The organism is Protofrankia sp. Cas8 (assembly GCF_963555845.1).
In the GTDB taxonomy this organism is placed as follows: Bacteria; Actinomycetota; Actinomycetes; order Frankiales; family Frankiaceae; genus Protofrankia.
On the sequence record NZ_CAUVXI010000120.1, the window covers coordinates 1 to 16,225 of the forward strand.

Below are 16,225 nucleotides of genomic sequence, written 5' to 3' on the forward strand. Positions count from 1 at the left end.
TGGACGGATCAAGGTCGTCGATCACCCTGCGTAGTTCCACCAGTGAGGTCGACACCGACGACGTCGCGTCGAAGGCGCCCGAGTTCATCGCGCGCGTCGGTTTGTCCAGCAGCCGGTTGGATACCGCCGCCGAGGCGCGGATCTCCTTCTCGCCCATCCGGTGCACGGCTGCGACCTTGGAGGTGAAGCCAGGCGAGCTCGGGTCGATGCCGACCAGCGCGTCGGCAAAGGCCACCGCCTGGCTGCTCAGGCGTGACGCCACCTCAGCACTGATCGCAACGGCCGGTCCGGCCTGCTCGGGCGCGACCGGCGCGACGGGCTCGGGCGGCACCAGGACCAGTTGCGTGCCGGGGCCGCCCGCGGCCGGTGACGGGGTCGGCGGTGGCAGGTTCATCAACCCGGGCCCTTCTGGTACTTCATCTCGATCTCGGTGATCATTCGCTCGGATATCTCCGCGCTCGGTGGTTCGACGACGTTGACCAGCTGCGGTGGGGGATTGGTCCCCCGTTCGGCGGCATACTGCCGGCCGTAGCCGGCGTCCGCGGTCCGGAACCCGTGCCGCACGGCGAGGCGCTGTAGCTCCGGGTCGGTGCTCAGCAGGCGCCCGACCGCGTCGCCTGCGGGCGTGAGCGGGACGACGGTGTGCTTGGCGTAGATGGTCGGATTCGGATACATAAGCACCTTCTTGTCGCCGTCGCCGGTCAGGGAACCGTCTCGCGCGAGCGCGTGGGCACTGAACTGGGCCTCATAAATCATGACCATCGGCGTTTTCCCCATGCCGATCGTCAGAAAATCGTCGAACGGTTCCTGCGACGACGCCTCCAGATAGCCCTGTTTGAGAAAAAGGGGCGCGAGTATGTTGGTCATGCGGTCGGCCGTCCCGGCGTCGGTGACGATGTTCCCGTTGTTGGTCACATAGGACGCGATCGCCAGGTAGAGGGCGGCCGAGTTCGACGTCCGCACATCCGTCGAACTGATGAGGATGGACTTGTCGGTCCGATAAACGGTGTTCCCCGGCAGTTGCGACCACCGGGTGTCCTTTGCCACCAGGTCGAGGTACTTGCGCATGTCGAACAGGTAATGGTCGCCATCGGTGACGCTGACACCTGCCGCGGTCAGCAGCGTCGCGATCGGGGTGAAGGTGGCTATCGCCATGGGCGTGAAGAAGGGTACGTAGGACGCGGTTATCTTCCGATCGCGTTTGATGCGGTCCGCCTGCGGCCCGTCGGCCGGGAAGGCCAGGTCGAAGCCGGACAGGTCGCGGGTGGTGGCGATCTCGCGCGATCCGGCGGACGTGATCTCAATGCGGTAGCCGGCCCGGGCGAGGGCGGCAATCACGTCCGGGTCCGAGAAGAAGGCCTGCTTTTCCGATGAGATCAGCGCACGGACACTGACTTCGCCGCTGTTCGGCGTGGAGCGCATCCGCGGGACGACGACCACAGCGATGACACCGACCGTGAGCAGCCCGGCAAGCACGAGCCCGAGAACTCGGCGACCGTGCACGGCGCCTTCCTTTCGTTCGCTGGTGTCGGTCCGGGTATGTCAGTCTGCATCATGCTCCATCCGTGATGTCCGACCGGCTCCCGACCGGCTCCCGACCGGCTCCCGACCGGCGTGCCACGGCCGGGGCGGCGGCAGTTCGTGACAGCGGTGCGTGACGGCGGTTCGTGACGGCGGTTCGCGGGGGATGTTCGCGGGGACGGGAGACGAGAGGGCGGCCATGAGCAGCTATGTGTACGACTTCCACCAGGGAAACAAGGACTTGAAAGATCTTCTCGGTGGCAAGGGTGCCAATCTCGCCGAGATGACGACCATGGGGCTTCCCGTCCCGCCCGGCTTTACGATCACGACCGAGGCCTGTCGCGAGTATCTTGCGCATGGCAGGGAACCCGCGGCGCTGCGCGATGAGGTCAGCGCGCACCTGGGTGCCCTTGAGCAGGTGATGGGCAAGCGCCTGGGGCAGCCGGACGACCCGCTGCTGGTCTCGGTGCGGTCGGGCGCGAAGTTCTCGATGCCGGGGATGATGGACACCGTCCTCAACGTCGGTTTGTCCGACGCCTCGGTTTCCGGTCTGGCCAAGCAGTCCGGTTCGCAGCGCTTCGCCTGGGACTCCTACCGTCGCCTGCTGGCGATGTTCGCCACGACGGTCCTCGGCGTGGACGGCGAACTGTTCGACCAGGCTCTGGACGCGGCGAAGAAGGCACGGGCGACCACGAGCGACCTCGATCTCGACGAAGCCGACCTGCGGATTCTGGCCGAGACCTTCAAGGCGATAATCCGGGACCGGACCGGGCGGGATTTCCCGCAGGACCCCCGGGAACAGCTGGATTCGGCCATCCGCGCGGTTTTCGACTCCTGGAACGGTGAGCGGGCCCGTCTCTACCGCCGCCAGGAGCGCATTCCGGCGGACCTCGGCACCGCGGTCAACATCGTGGCCATGGTGTTCGGCAACCTCGGCATGGACTCGGGCACCGGCGTGGCATTCACCCGGGATCCCGCCAGCGGTGCGCAGGGCGGCTACGGCGATTATCTGCAGAATGCGCAGGGCGAGGACGTCGTCGCGGGAATTCGTAACACCCTGCCCCTGACGGCGTTGGCGTCCATCGACCCACCCGCGTACGCCCGGTTGACCGAGATAATGACGATTCTGGAGCACCACTACCGGGACCTGTGCGACATCGAGTTCACCGTCGAACGCAACAAGTTGTGGATGTTGCAGACAAGAGTGGGCAAACGTACCGCGGGCGCTGCCTTCCGGATCGCGGTCCAGCTCGTGGATCAGGGCCTGATCAGTATGGATGAGGCGGTGACGCGGGTCACCGGCGCCCAGCTCGCCCAGCTGATGTTCCCCCGGTTCGGGCTGACGGGGCAGGCCGAGAAGATTGCCCAGGGTATGAACGCCTCACCCGGAGCGGCCGTCGGTCAGGTGGTCTTCGACTCGCACCGGGCCGTGGAGCTCGCCGCCGCCGGTACACCGGTGATCCTGGTGCGCCGGGAGACCACTCCCGACGACCTCGACGGCATGATCGCCGCGCGCGGCGTGTTGACATCGCGTGGCGGGAAGACCTCCCATGCCGCCGTGGTGGCCCGCGGCATGGGCAGGACCTGCGTGTGCGGGGCCGAGGAGATCGATGTCGACAGCCGGGCCCGCCGCGCGGTCGCGCCGGGCGGCATCGTCATCGGCGAAGGGGACGTGATCTCGATTGACGGGTCGTCGGGCGCGGTCTACCTCGGCGAGGTGCCGGTGGTGCCGTCGCCGGTTGTCCAGTACTTCGAGGGGACGCTGGTCGCGGACGGGACCGACCCCCTGGTCGACGCGGTGCACCGGATCATCACCCACGCGGATCAGGCCCGCCGGCTCGGCGTGCGCGCCAATGCCGACACCGCCGACGACGCCGCCCGCGCCCGCCGGTTCGGCGCCGCGGGCATCGGACTGTGCCGTACCGAACACATGTTTCTGGGTGAACGCAGGCAGCTGGTCGAGCGGCTCATCCTCGCCGCTGACGCCGAGGCCCGCGCTGCTGCACTGGTTGAACTCCTACCGCTTCAGCGCGACGACTTTGTTGCGATCTTCACGGCGATGGACGGTCTGCCGGTGACGGTCCGCCTGATCGACCCTCCGCTGCACGAGTTCCTCCCGGATCTCACCGAACTCTCGGTGCGCCTGGGCGTCGCCACCGCCACCGGCCAGCCGGTGTCGGACGGCGATGGCGCGCTGTTGGAGGCGGTCCGCCGGCTGCACGAGCAGAATCCGATGCTGGGGCTGCGCGGGGTACGGCTGGGGCTGCTCATCCCGGGTCTGTTCGCCCTGCAGGTGCGGGCGATCGCCGAGGCGGCCGTGCGGTGCCGCCGGGCCGGCGGAGATCCACATCCGGAGATCATGGTGCCGTTGGTGGCCGCGGTCCAGGAACTGGAGGTCGTCCGCGACCAGGCTGAACAGGTGCTGCGCGAGGTCGCGACCGAGACCGGGGTCGATGTTCCCGCGCTGATCGGGACGATGATCGAGGTACCGAGGGCCGCCCTGACCGCGGGTCAGATCGCCGAGGCCGCGCAGTTCTTCTCGTTCGGCACGAACGACCTCACCCAGATGGGCTGGGGTTTCTCCCGGGACGACGTGGAGTCCTCCTTCTTCTCCCGCTATCTCGAGCTGGGGATCTTCGGCGTCTCCCCGTTCGAGTCGCTTGACCGCGATGGAATCGGCCGACTCGTGCGTATCGCGGTCGAGGAGGGGCGTGCGATCCGGCCTGAGATCAAACTGGGTGTCTGCGGCGAGCACGGTGGCGACCCGGATTCGGTGCACTTCTTCCATCAGGTCGGACTCGACTACGTTTCGTGTTCCCCGTTCCGGGTGCCGATCGCCCGGCTGGAAGCCGGCCGGGCGGCCATCCTGGACCGTGCCGGCCAGGGCGGTTAGCGGGCACTCCGGCCGGGACGAAGGTGCTTGCGGTCCCGCGAACGGCCCCCCAGTCATGGCCCGTTCGTCACCGTCGTGAACTTCTGCCGCTGGTACCGTTCGGGACTGTGGGACCCGGGGTATGGCCTGGACCGTCCAGGAACAGCGGACCGGTCGGGGCAGCGGGAGCGCACGTACGGCGGATATCCATGTCCGGATACGCAGGCGTATTAGGAGGCTGGCGTGGTAACTCCCGAATCCGAGATCATGATTGATCCAACCGATCTTGATCAGATCCGGGAACTGGCTCAGCAACTGCGGGTCGATTCGGTCCGATCGTCGACGTCCGCGGGTTCGGGCCACCCGACGTCGTCGATGTCAGCCGCGGACGTGATGGCGGTTCTGCTCGGACGGCACCTGCGGTATGACTGGGACAAACCGGACGACCCGGCCAACGATCACCTGATCTTCTCCAAGGGGCATGCGTCCCCGTTGCTGTATGCGATGTTCAAGGCTGTCGGCGTGGTTTCCGATCATGAACTGATGACCGGATACCGCCGTTTCGGCCAGCGCCTGCAGGGTCATCCGACGCCGATTCTGCCCTGGGTCGACGTGGCGACCGGATCGCTCGGGCAGGGGCTGCCGGACGCGGTCGGCGTGGCACTCGCCGGGCGACTCCTTGACCGACTTCCCTACCGGGTGTGGGTGCTGTGCGGCGACAGTGAGATGGCCGAGGGTTCGATCTGGGAGGCGCTGGACAAGGCGGCTCACTACCAGCTGTCGAATCTGACGGCGGTCGTGGATGTCAACCGCCTCGGTCAGCGTGGCGCAACCGAGCTCGGCTGGGACCTCGACGCCTACGCCCGCCGGGTCGAGGCGTTCGGCTGCCGGGCACTCATGGTCGACGGGCATGACATCGCCGCGATTGACAAGGTCCTGACCGAGGCTGCCGAAGCTGACCGCCCGGTGGTCGTCCTCGCCCGCACCCGTAAGGGGGAGGGCTTCTCCGAGATCGTCGACGCCGACGGATGGCACGGCAAGGCGCTGCCGCCCGACATGGCCGAGCGCGCGATCGCCGAACTCGGTGGCGAACGCAACCTGCGCGTCCGGGGAGCGGTGCCACCGGCGTCCATCGAGCGGCCGCCGGCGCCCGCCCCGGTTACGGTCGAACTGCCGACCTACCCCCTCGGTGCGAAGGTCGCACCTCGAAAGGCATACGGCGAAGCGCTCGTCGCCGTCGGAGCGCGGGCAGCTGTGGTTGCCCTGGACGCCGAGGTCAGCAACTCCACCCACTCCGAGGACTTCGCCAAGGTCCACCCGGAGCGATTCTTCGAGATGTTCATCGCCGAGCAGCAGCTCGTCGCGACAGCGGTGGGACTGTCGGTACGCGGTTACATTCCGTTCGCTTCCACGTTCGCAGCCTTCTTCTCGCGCGCATACGACTTCATCCGGATGGCCGCGATCTCACAGGCGAACATCCGGCTGGCGGGTTCGCATGCGGGTGTCGAGATCGGCGCGGACGGTCCGTCCCAGATGGCACTGGAAGATCTTGCGATGATGCGGGCGGTGCACGGTTCGACCGTCCTGTATCCCAGTGACGCGACCAGCACGGCCAAGCTTGTTGAGATCATGGCCGATCTCGACGGGGTCAGCTACCTGCGTACGACTCGTGGTGCCTACCCGGTGATCTACGGTCCGGACGAGTCCTTCACCGTTGGGGGCTCGAAGGTGCCGCGCCGGTCGGACGCCGATGTGGTCACCCTCATCGGCGCCGGCGTCACCCTGCACCAGTGCCTGGCGGCTGCGCAGACACTTGCGGCCGAAGGCATTGCAGCACGGGTGATCGACCTCTACTCGGTCAAGCCGGTGGATGAGGCGACGGTGGTGGCCGCCGCGCGGGCGACCGACGGCCGGCTGGTAGTGGTCGAGGACCACTACCCCGAGGGCGGCATCGCTAGCGCGGTGGTGGGGACACTCGCCGCTGCCGATGTGCCGGTGCGTCTGCGCCACCTGGCCGTCCGCGACCTACCGGGGTCGGGTACGCCGACCGAGCTGCTGGACGCGGCGGGAATCTCGGCGAGCCACATCGTGGCGGCGGCCCGCGCCCTGCTGCGCTGATCTTCACAGGTCTGATCGTCACAACGCACTGGAACACGCTGGAACACGACGAGACTCCCCTGCGCCCGGCATCCCGGTAGCAGGGGAGTCTCGCTGTTCTTGTACTGCCTTGTACTGCTTGGTCAGTCGTCGGAGCTGCTGGGCGCCGGCGCGCCCCCGAACATCATGTCGCACATCGTCAGATAGAGCCGGTCCGGTCGAGGTAGAAATTGGATCTTTGATAGAGCCTGATCCTGTCCGGCCGATTCGACGATGAACTCGCCGTATCCGAGAAGCCGACCCATCGGGTCCCGGTTGTAGGTGAGATCTGTCACTTTCTCCAGGGGCATGGTCTGCACCTTGCGGAAAAAGATCCCCGAGACCTTCAGGAGGCGCTTGTCGGTGATCATCAAGTGGTCGAAGTGCCAGTCGGCGACACGCCACAGCATCCGAAAGAGCATGAAGAGTGCGAACCACCAGGGGAGGGCGGCAACGACGTTGCCGAGGTTCAGCCCGCTGAGCAGGATCGTGAGTAGGACCGCGAGCACGATGGAGCCCAGTGTCTGAAGGAAGACAGGCAGCAGAACGGCCCAGTGCATCCGGACCATGATGACCAGTCGTTCGCGAGTGGCGAGGTACTTGTCGTCCCTGGCTGCGGGGTCAGGGATCCGGAGTCTCACCAAGGCCACCGCCGTCGCCGGGATTGCACCGACAGCTCGCGTCTCCTCACAGGACCGTGTCGGTCACGAAGTTGGAGAAGCCGCTGCCAGCGGAGTGCAGACCGTCAATGGCCCGGTTGATGATGTTTGCCGCACTTTCAGGTGCGGTGACAACGAAGAAGATGACGAACGCGATGAGACCGTATTTGACGATCTTGTCCACGGCGGGCCTCCGGGCCGAAGTTGGGACGGCTGACCACAAAGTATCGCCGCTTCGCACCTCGGACGTATGGAAATCGCGCCTATACGCTCGGCGCCGTGGCCGGCGAGTGGTACGAAGCGTCCGACGTGGTCCGTTGGGGCGAGGAGCGACAGAAGAGTACACCCGACGATCGAACGTGGTTCGAGCGGGACCGCGCGCGTGTCCTGCACTCCAGCGCACTACGCCGGTTGGCCGGCAAGACGCAGGTCGTCGGTCCGTTCGACGACGACTTCCCGCGTACCCGGCTCACCCATTCCCTGGAGACCGCTCAGGTCGGCCGGGGCCTGGCCCGTTCGCTGGGCGCCGATCCGGACCTGGTCGACGCCGCCTGCCTGGCGCATGACATCGGACACCCTCCGTTCGGTCACAACGGCGAGGCCGCCCTGGACGCGGCTGCCCGCGACTGCGGGGGGTTCGAGGGAAACGCCCAGAGCCTGCGTGAGCTGACCCGTCTTGAGGTCAAGATCGTGGATGTCCACGGCCGGGAGGCCGGTCTGAACCTCACCCGGGCCACCCTGGACGCGTCGCTGAAGTACCCCTGGCCCAAGCGGGACGACACGCCGAAGTTCGGCGTCTACGCCGACGACATGGCGATTTTCGCCTGGGTTCGCGACGGCGCGCCGGCCGGTCGACGGTGTATGGAGGCGCAGCTGATGGACTGGGCCGACGATGTGGCGTACAGCGCGCACGACCTGGAGGACGGCGTCGTCGCCGGCCTGATCGACCTGGGCCGGCTGGCGGACTCCGGAGCGCGGGCCGATCTCGTGGCCTCGACCGCGGACCGCTATCCGGCGGCGTCGCAGAGCGCGCTTGACGAGGCGTTGGACCGGTTGCGGCGGCAGCCGTGGTGGGTCGCGGGGCCGGTGCCGACGCCGAGCGCGCTGCGCGCCGTGCGGGCCATGACCAGCGAGCTGATCGCGCGGCTGTGCGTCGCCGCGGTCGCGGCCACCCGGCAGGCGTACGGCGATCGTCCGCTGCGGCGCTACCACGCCGACCTCGTGGTGCCCGCCGCGACGGTTGCCGAGTGCTGCCTGCTCAAAGGGGTGACGGCCCGGTTCGTCATGGACCGCCGCGACGCGCACGTCCGGCAGCGCCGCCAGCGCGAGGTCATCGCCGAGCTTCTCGCGCTGCTCCTCGTGCGGGCACCGCAGGCGCTCGACTCCCTGCTGCGCCCGGCCTGGCTGGCCGCCTGCGATGACGCGGCCCGTCTGCGGGTCGCCGTCGACCAGGTCGCCCGCCTCACCGACGCGAGCGCCGGCCGGCGGCACGCGCAGCTGACCGGGCGCCCCTGGCCGGTCGCCCTCTAGCGGGCCGAAGGCGATGCGATCGTGGTTCTGTCGCATCGCCGGAGGCCGAACGCTCCGGGTCAGGGCCGAAGGCGATGCGATCGTGGTTCTGGCGCATCGCCGGAGGCCGAACGCTCCGGGTCATCGACGGTGGCCGGTCGGTCAGAAGATCGGCACCTTGGCGCCGTTGACAAGTACCATCACGGGGGAAAGGGCGGACCCGCGGGGGCGGTGGCAGGCCGAGGGCATCAGTGCAGGGGCAGCGGACCCCGGTGTGACCCCGGCCCGTCGACACCCCGCCCGGGATGCAGGGAGGGACGTATGGCCGGACGCATCCGCGACGCAGATGTTGCCGCCGTGCGTGACCGTTCGCCGATCGCGGACATCATCGGCGACTATGTACAGCTGCGTCCCGTCAGCAGCGGTCAGCTGCGCGGTCTGTGCCCGTTCCATGACGAGAAGTCCCCGTCGTTCAACGTCCGTCCGCAGGTCGGCGCCTACCACTGCTTCGGTTGCGGTGTCGGTGGCGACGTGATCGCATTCGTCCGGGCCATCGACGCGCTGTCGTTCCCGGAGGCGGTGGAACGACTCGCCCGTCGTGCCGGGATCACCCTGAGCTACGAAGGCGGCGGGGTGACCAGCCGTGTGGTCACCAGCCAGCGCCAGCGGCTCCTTGACGCTCACCGCGTGGCGGCCGAGTTCTACGCCGAACGGCTGAGCGCAGCCGACGCCCGCGAAGGCTGGGATTTTCTCACGGCCCGGGGCTTCGACCAGCACGCGGTGTCGCGGTTCAGCGTCGGCTATGCGCCGGCAGGTTGGGACACCCTGACCCGTCACCTGATGGGCCGGCACTTCACCGCCGCGGAGCTCGTCCTCGGCGGCCTGGCCAAACAAAGCAGTCGCGGGAGCCTCATCGATCGGTTCCATCGGAGGCTGGTATGGCCGATTCGTGACCTCGCCGGGGATGTCGTCGGCTTCGGCGCCCGTCGGCTCGCCGCCGACGATCCCGGACCCAAGTACCTCAACACCCCCGAGACCCCGTTGTTCAAGAAGGCCAGCCTGCTCTACGGTGCCGACCTCGCCCGGCGGGAGATCGCCCGGCGGTATCAGGTCGTGGTCGTCGAGGGTTACACCGACGTGATGGCCTGTCATCTCGCCGGCGTCCCGACCGCGGTCGCCTCCTGCGGTACCGCGTTCGGCAGCGAGCACGTGACCGTATTGCGGCGCCTGCTGATGGATCAGAGCGAGCACCGCGGTGAGGTCGTGTTCACCTTCGATGGCGACGAGGCCGGCCGCAAGGCCGCCATTCGTGCCTTCGAGTTCGAGGAGCGGTTCGTCACCCAGACCTTCGTGGCAGTCGAACCGTCCGGGCTGGACCCGTGCGACCTGCGGCTGGCCCGCGGCGACGAGGCGGTTCGCGATCTCGTCGCCGCGCGCGTCCCGCTGGTGGAGTTCGCGATCCGGGGGAAACTGGCCGAGTTCAACCTCGACACGACCGAGGGACGGCTGGCGGCGCTGGACGCGGTCGCGCCGCTGATTAACAGGCTGAAAGACCGGGGCCTGCGACACCGTTATGCGGTTAACCTTGACAACTGGCTCGGTTTTCTGGATGAAGAGTTTGTGGTGCGGCGGGTCGCAGAGCACTCCGTACGCGGTGGCGGTGGTGACGCGTCCGGTGGTGGCTCCGCGCCCGCCCGCCCGGCGCGGTTGCGGCCGCGCGAGGGCACTGCGGACGACGCAGCTGTGGCAGTCGAACGGGAGGTGCTCAAGGTTGCGCTCCAGTATCCCGGATTGGCCGGCCCGGCGTTCGACACGTTGCCGGCCGAGCTGTTCACAGTTCCCGCGCACCGTGCTGTCCGTATGGCCGTCGTTACGGCAGGTGGCGTATGCGCGGGCTTGTCCGCGGCCGGTGATGTCCCTGGCTGGGTTGGCATGGTGGCCACGGCAGCCGGCGACGACGAGCTGCGGCGGTTCGTCACCGGGCTTGCCGTCGAAGCCGTGTTCTGCGACCACGATGTCGACGACAGGTATGTCGATGAGCAGATGTCACGTATACAGGAGTTGCATGTGACCCGTCGTATCACGGAGGTGAAGTCGCGTGTGCAGCGGCTCAACCCCGTGACCGACGCCGAGACGTTCAAGCGCGCATATGGTGAGCTGATCGCCTTGGAACAGCACAAGCGCCAGCTCCGGGAACGGGGCCTGGGTGCCGCGTAACCTGGGTCGATCCCGAGAAGGAAGTGACGAGATTCCGCCCATGAGCAGTCCAGCCGTCCTACCGCGCGAGGCCCAGGTGGACGAGGTCAAGGACCTCATCACCAGGGGCAAGGAGATCGGTTTCCTCACCACCGAGGACGTCACGGTCGCACTGCAGGCGGCCGAGCTGCCACCGGAGCAGACCGACGCCGTCCTGCAGGTCCTCAACGACGAGGGCATCGAGATTCTCGAGGCGGGTGGGGAGGACGCCGACGAGGCCGACCTGCTCGCCCGGCGTCGCCGTGAGGAGGAGGAGCTGGCGCTCAAAGCGCCGACCTCCGATCCGGTCCGCATGTATCTCAAGGAGATCGGCAAGGTTCCGCTGCTGACCGCGGAGGAGGAGGTCGACCTCGCCAAGCGGATCGAGGCCGGCCTGTTCGCCTCCGAGAAGATCGCGGCGGCGACCCGCAAGACCTCTCCGCAGATGCGTCGTGACCTCGAGGCGATTGAGCGTGACGGGCAGATTGCCAAGCGTAAGCTGGTCGAGGCGAACCTGCGGCTTGTGGTGTCGATCGCCAAGCGCTACGTGGGCCGCGGCATGCTGTTCCTGGATCTCATCCAGGAGGGCAACCTCGGTCTGATCCGCGCTGTGGAGAAGTTCGACTACACCAAGGGCTACAAGTTCTCCACCTACGCCACCTGGTGGATCCGCCAGGCGATCACCCGTGCCATCGCCGACCAGGCACGCACCATCCGCATTCCGGTGCACATGGTCGAGACGATCAACAAGTTGATCCGCATCCAGCGGCAGCTCCTGCAGGACCTCGGTCGCGAACCGAGCCCGGAGGAGATCGCCAAGGAGATGGATCTCACGCCCGACAAGGTACGCGAGATCCTCAAGGTCTCCCAGGAGCCGGTGTCGCTGGAGACCCCGATCGGTGAGGAGGAAGACTCTCACCTCGGTGACTTCATCGAGGACTGCGACGCGGTCGTGCCGGTGGACGCGGCCAGCTTCATCCTGCTGCAGGAGCAGCTCGACTCGGTTCTGCACACCCTCTCCGACCGGGAGAAGAAAGTCATCCAGCTGCGGTTCGGGTTGACCGACGGCCACCCGCGCACGCTGGAGGAGGTCGGCCGGGAGTTCGGGGTCACCCGCGAGCGCATCCGGCAGATCGAGTCGAAGACACTGTCGAAGCTGCGCCATCCGTCCCGGTCGCAGAAGCTGCGCGACTACCTGGAGTAGTAGCTGGGGTTCGCGGTCGACACGGATCACGAGTCCGCGGGGTTCTGCTGCGCGGTGACCGCTGCCCGCGGACGGGCGGGTACACCGACCGCGACCACTCCGGCTGGAAGGCTACGGACCACGGCTGCGCCGGCCCCGACCGTCGTACCGATTCCGACGGTCAGTCCCTGGATCACCGTCGCGCCGGTGCCGATCGTCACGTCGTCCTCGAGCGTCACCGTGCCACTGACATGCGCGCCCGGAGACAGGGTGACGTAGTTTCCGAGCTGGCAGTCGTGCGCGACGGTTGCTCCGATGTTCAGATGGACGTGCCGGCCGGTCCGCACGTTCGTGGTGATGCTTGCCAGCGCGCAGACCACACTGCCTGGGCCCAGAAGCACGTCCCGCCCGATGACGGCCCGAGGGTGCACCAGCGTGGCCGCCCGGCGTCCCCAGTTGGTTGCCATCGAGTCGACGGCTCGGCGTACGGCGGGCGCGCCGACGCCGATGACATAGGCCGCATCGATCTCGGCGAGGAGCCGCACCGGGCCCAGATGGCGCACCCCGCGTCGGCGCAGCCTGTCCGGGTCGGGTTCGTTGTCGTCAAGTACCCCGAGCAGCTCGTAGGTCGGGCAGACCGCGTTGACGGCTTCGACGACATCGATCAGTTCCCGGCCGTGGCCGCCGGCCCCGACCACGACCAGCGTCGTTGGAGCGTGGCCCACACGCGCCTCCTTCATCGATTGGTAGTCGTGCAAGCGCACTCAGTAGTGTTACTGTGCGTGCACTATGAGCGTCACCCATTCCTCCGACGGCCCCTCCTACGTGCCAGCAGCGAACGTACCGGGTCGTGTCCTCGTATCGGAACCGACACCCGCACCCGCACCCACGGCCCAGCCAACACCGACGGCGACCGCGACCCGCTGTGACCGCTGTGATCGGTTTGTCAGGTATGAGCGCCGTAGTCGACGGGCGAAACGGGCGGTGGACGCCGCCGGGGCGGTCGTCGGCCTTGTCGGGTGCGCGCCCCTACTGCTGGCCGCAGCCGTGGCAATTCGCCTTGAAGACGGCGGTCCGGTGTTCTTCCGCCAGGAGCGGATCGGGGAGAACGGCCATCCGTTCACAATGTTGAAGTTCCGGACAATGGTCGTGGATGCGGAAAGTCGAGGCCTCGGTCTTGTCACACACCGCGAAGACGACCGCATCACCAGAGTGGGTCGCCTGCTGCGCGCGACCAGCATCGACGAGCTGCCTCAGCTGATCAATGTGGTGCAAAATGATATGAGTCTGGTCGGGCCGCGTCCAACGGTACGCAGCCAGGTGGACCGGTACACGCCTTTTCAGCGGCGGCGCCTCGACGTACCGGCAGGCCTCACCGGATGGGCACAGATCAACGGCCGAAACGGGATTCCGTGGGCACGCCGCATCGACCTTGACGTCTGGTATGTGGACAACCGGGGCACCTGGCTGGACTTTCAGATCATCGCGCGCACATTGGTCACCCTTGTCCGGGGAGACGGCACGTACGGAGCCGGCGGCCTGAACCCGGACCTTGAATCCGACACCGCTACAACAAGTATTCCCGCACAGCGAACCGATGCTGCCACCGCGGATACCCCGCTGAATCGTCACTGACGCGAGTCCTCACCGGCGCGAGTCTTCCCTGATCTGAATCGTCACTGCAGCCTGCGAACAGGTATGTAACCTCGACCGAAATCACGGGAGCTTTCATGCGGAGCATCACCACGGCCCAGCTCGCTGTCGACGGAGGAATGCCCGTCCGCCGGGCAGTTTTCCCCGGCTGGCCGCGGTTCGCCGAACAGGAGATCGCCGTGGTCGGGGAGGTGCTGCGGAGCGGGTTGGTCAACTACTGGACCGGATCGCACGGGCGGGCCTTCGAACGTGAGTACGCCGCCGCGGTCGGCGTCGCCCACGGCGTAGCCGTCGCGAACGGCACGCTCGCGCTCGAGCTTGCTCTACGCGCGGTTGGCGTCGGCGCGGGCGACGAGGTGCTGGTGCCAAGCCGGACGTTCGTGGCGTCGGCAACCTGCGTGATCGCCGTCGGCGCTCGGCCCGTCTTCGTCGATGTCGACCGAGATTCCGGCAACCTCACCACTGGGACGGTGCGTCCGGCGATCGGGCCGCGGACCCGTGCCGTGATCGCCGTGCACCTGGGAGGCTGGCCGGTTGACATGGATCCGCTCCTGAGTGTGGCGCGTACGCACGGTCTTGCTGTGGTCGAGGACTGCGCCCAGGCACACGGCGCCGGCTACGACGGAAGGCCGGTCGGCGGCCTTGGCGACGTCGCAGCCTGGTCCTTCTGTCAGGACAAGATCCTTACTACCGCCGGCGAGGGTGGGATGGTCACCACCGACAACCCGGCGATCTGGCGGGCCGTCTGGGCGTACAAGGACCATGGTAAGGACCCCGATATCCTCGCGACCCCGCACCACGGATCCGGCTTTCGTTGGGTCCACACGTCCTTCGGCAGCAATGCCAGGATGCATGAGCTTGCCGCGGCTGTGGGCCGAGTCGTCCTACCCGACCTGCCCAGCTGGGTCGAACGTCGGCGGGAGAATGCGGCGGCACTGGCGAAGCGGCTTTCGGAACTGCCGTCGCTGCGGGTACCCACACCCGACGGGGAAAACCTCGAAGCATCTTTTTACCGTTTGTACGCCTATCTCGACCCGCAGCGGTTGCGGGCCGATTGGAGCCGTGACCGGATTGTCGAGGCTGTCCGCGCAGAAGGTGTTCCGTGCGCGGTCGGGAGCTGCGGTGAGGTCTATCTGGAGCGGGCGTTCGGGCTGAACCTCCGCCCGCCGGCCCGGCTACCCGTGGCCCGCGAACTCGGTGAGACCTCGCTGGCGTTTCTCGTCCATCCGACCATCGACCTGAGCGATATGGCCGACGTCGCTGACGCCGTCGAAAAGGTACTCGCCGTCGCCACAGCATGAATAGCCACCGGGGACGCCCGCTGCCACGCCGGCGGGTAACCCGGGGAAGCGAGATCGACCGCCGCAGCACCGCCGACGGAACGCGCAGCGACGGTCCGAACAGCCTCATTCGATCATCGGTGTCAAAGTCAACCGCAACTGGCGCCGTCGAATCCCAACTCACCCCTTGCGATTGCCTATCGGTAGTAGATCAACTGCTTATAGTAGGGTTACTAACCGTGCATCATGAGTCTCACCTGCATCGCCGTCACTGCAGCACCGATCCTCGTCTCCGCGGCGACGCCTGCGGGTACTGCCCACGTATTGGAAGCCGAGTCGGCACCTCCAGAACGTGCCGCGCTGCCCCCTAGCGAGGTCGTAGAGATCAAGCTGCGCATCGGCGGCGCCGCGGGGTTGAAACGTGCGGCTGACATCTCAGAAGCTGCTGTCCGGCCCAGCGCTTCCGGCAGGTGGCCGCCCAGCCAACGGAACATCGTCTCAGGAAAGTTGGTGACTAGAAATGGATCAAGCGGACAACATTCGCGAACTGTATATCGGCCTACTTAAGCAGACGGTGACCTTCGACCTCTGGGACGCAGCGGACGGCAACCTGTGGAATCCGCGTCGCACATCCTATCGAATAGTTGAACGGATTTTGGACCGATGGCATCTAAAAATATTTCAGATACCGCCTTCCGATTGGCGTGAAAACGGCCGCGGCTGGCCGCGGTTCGCGCATACGATGATCGGTGCGAAAAGGATCGAAAACCTGGACGTGTGTATGCGCACGGTTCTCCGGGAGAAAGTGCCGGGCGACTTTATTGAGACCGGCGTATGGCGCGGTGGCGCATGTATCTTCATGCGTGGTCTGCTTCGCGCATACGGCGTGTCGGACCGCACCGTCTGGGTCGCGGACTCGTTCCAGGGGCTGCCACCGCCTGAGGCGGACAAATATCCGGCTGATGTGGGCGACCAGCTCCACACGATGTCCGAACTCGCCGTATCCCTTGAGGAAGTACAGGAGAACTTCCGACGCTACGGATTGCTTGATGACCAGGTCCGGTTCTTGCGGGGCTGGTTCAAGGACACTCTTCCGTCGGCGCCCATCGAGAAGTTGGCGATAATTCGCCTGGACGGTGACATGTACTCCAGCACCATGGACGGATTGCAGTCCCTC

General features: G+C 66.9%; 12 protein-coding genes and 1 pseudogene. 8 read left to right on the forward strand and 5 right to left on the reverse strand.

What is annotated here, in order from left to right; translation table 11 throughout:
* Together U9977_RS16885 and U9977_RS16890 are read right to left on the reverse strand one after the other, a co-directional pair.
* Positions 1 to 394: pseudogene (locus U9977_RS16885) on the reverse strand (toxic anion resistance protein); the annotation flags it as partial.
* Positions 394 to 1,503 (reverse strand): hypothetical protein, encoded by a 1,110-nt coding sequence (locus tag U9977_RS16890; RefSeq protein WP_322750232.1) that lies wholly within the window; start codon positions 1,501 to 1,503, stop codon positions 394 to 396. The pseudogene U9977_RS16885 and the gene U9977_RS16890, both read right to left, overlap by 1 nt.
* Positions 1,504 to 1,720: 217 nt before the next feature.
* Between U9977_RS16890 and ppdK the strand changes: the two genes are divergently transcribed.
* Together ppdK and U9977_RS16900 are read left to right on the forward strand one after the other, a co-directional pair.
* Positions 1,721 to 4,414 carry a pyruvate, phosphate dikinase gene (ppdK, locus tag U9977_RS16895; protein WP_322750233.1) on the forward strand — a complete coding sequence of 898 codons (2,694 nt, stop codon included), beginning with the start codon at positions 1,721 to 1,723 and terminating at the stop codon, positions 4,412 to 4,414.
* A gap of 222 nt (positions 4,415 to 4,636) precedes the next feature.
* Positions 4,637 to 6,511, forward strand: a complete 1,875-nt coding sequence (locus U9977_RS16900) for a transketolase (RefSeq protein WP_416210663.1) — start codon at positions 4,637 to 4,639, stop codon at positions 6,509 to 6,511.
* Between the two features lie 122 nt (positions 6,512 to 6,633).
* Here U9977_RS16900 and U9977_RS16905 read toward each other — a convergent pair whose 3' ends face one another.
* Both U9977_RS16905 and U9977_RS16910 read right to left on the reverse strand, forming a co-directional pair.
* Positions 6,634 to 7,173, reverse strand: a complete 540-nt coding sequence (locus U9977_RS16905) for a PH domain-containing protein (protein ID WP_322750234.1) — start codon at positions 7,171 to 7,173, stop codon at positions 6,634 to 6,636.
* Positions 7,174 to 7,216: 43 nt separating this feature from the next.
* Positions 7,217 to 7,372, reverse strand: a complete 156-nt coding sequence (locus U9977_RS16910) for a hypothetical protein (RefSeq protein ID WP_322750235.1) — start codon at positions 7,370 to 7,372, stop codon at positions 7,217 to 7,219.
* A gap of 95 nt (positions 7,373 to 7,467) precedes the next feature.
* On the opposite strand from U9977_RS16910, the gene U9977_RS16915 reads away from it, so the two are divergent.
* From U9977_RS16915 to U9977_RS16925, 3 genes are all read left to right on the forward strand, one after another.
* Positions 7,468 to 8,718: a deoxyguanosinetriphosphate triphosphohydrolase gene (locus U9977_RS16915; RefSeq protein ID WP_322750236.1), complete on the forward strand. Its 1,251-nt coding sequence runs from the start codon at positions 7,468 to 7,470 to the stop codon at positions 8,716 to 8,718.
* A 300-nt stretch (positions 8,719 to 9,018) separates the two neighbouring features.
* Positions 9,019 to 10,914, forward strand: a complete 1,896-nt coding sequence (gene dnaG / locus U9977_RS16920) for a DNA primase (protein WP_322750237.1) — start codon at positions 9,019 to 9,021, stop codon at positions 10,912 to 10,914.
* A 40-nt stretch (positions 10,915 to 10,954) separates the two neighbouring features.
* Positions 10,955 to 12,136, forward strand: a complete 1,182-nt coding sequence (locus U9977_RS16925) for an RNA polymerase sigma factor (RefSeq protein WP_322750238.1) — start codon at positions 10,955 to 10,957, stop codon at positions 12,134 to 12,136.
* A 26-nt stretch (positions 12,137 to 12,162) separates the two neighbouring features.
* Here U9977_RS16925 and U9977_RS16930 read toward each other — a convergent pair whose 3' ends face one another.
* On the reverse strand, positions 12,163 to 12,840 hold the full coding sequence (locus U9977_RS16930; protein WP_322750239.1) for an acetyltransferase: 678 nt from the start codon (positions 12,838 to 12,840) through the stop codon (positions 12,163 to 12,165).
* Between the two features lie 259 nt (positions 12,841 to 13,099).
* On the opposite strand from U9977_RS16930, the gene U9977_RS16935 reads away from it, so the two are divergent.
* The 3 genes from U9977_RS16935 to U9977_RS16945 form a co-directional block, all read left to right on the forward strand.
* Positions 13,100 to 13,750 (forward strand): sugar transferase, encoded by a 651-nt coding sequence (locus U9977_RS16935; protein WP_322750240.1) that lies wholly within the window; start codon positions 13,100 to 13,102, stop codon positions 13,748 to 13,750.
* A gap of 95 nt (positions 13,751 to 13,845) precedes the next feature.
* Positions 13,846 to 15,069, forward strand: coding sequence for a DegT/DnrJ/EryC1/StrS aminotransferase family protein (locus tag U9977_RS16940; RefSeq protein WP_322750241.1), 1,224 nt, complete (start codon positions 13,846 to 13,848; stop codon positions 15,067 to 15,069).
* 499 nt (positions 15,070 to 15,568) lie between these two features.
* Positions 15,569 to 16,225: TylF/MycF/NovP-related O-methyltransferase (locus tag U9977_RS16945; RefSeq protein WP_322750242.1), on the forward strand; the 657-nt coding region annotated here is incomplete at its 3' end.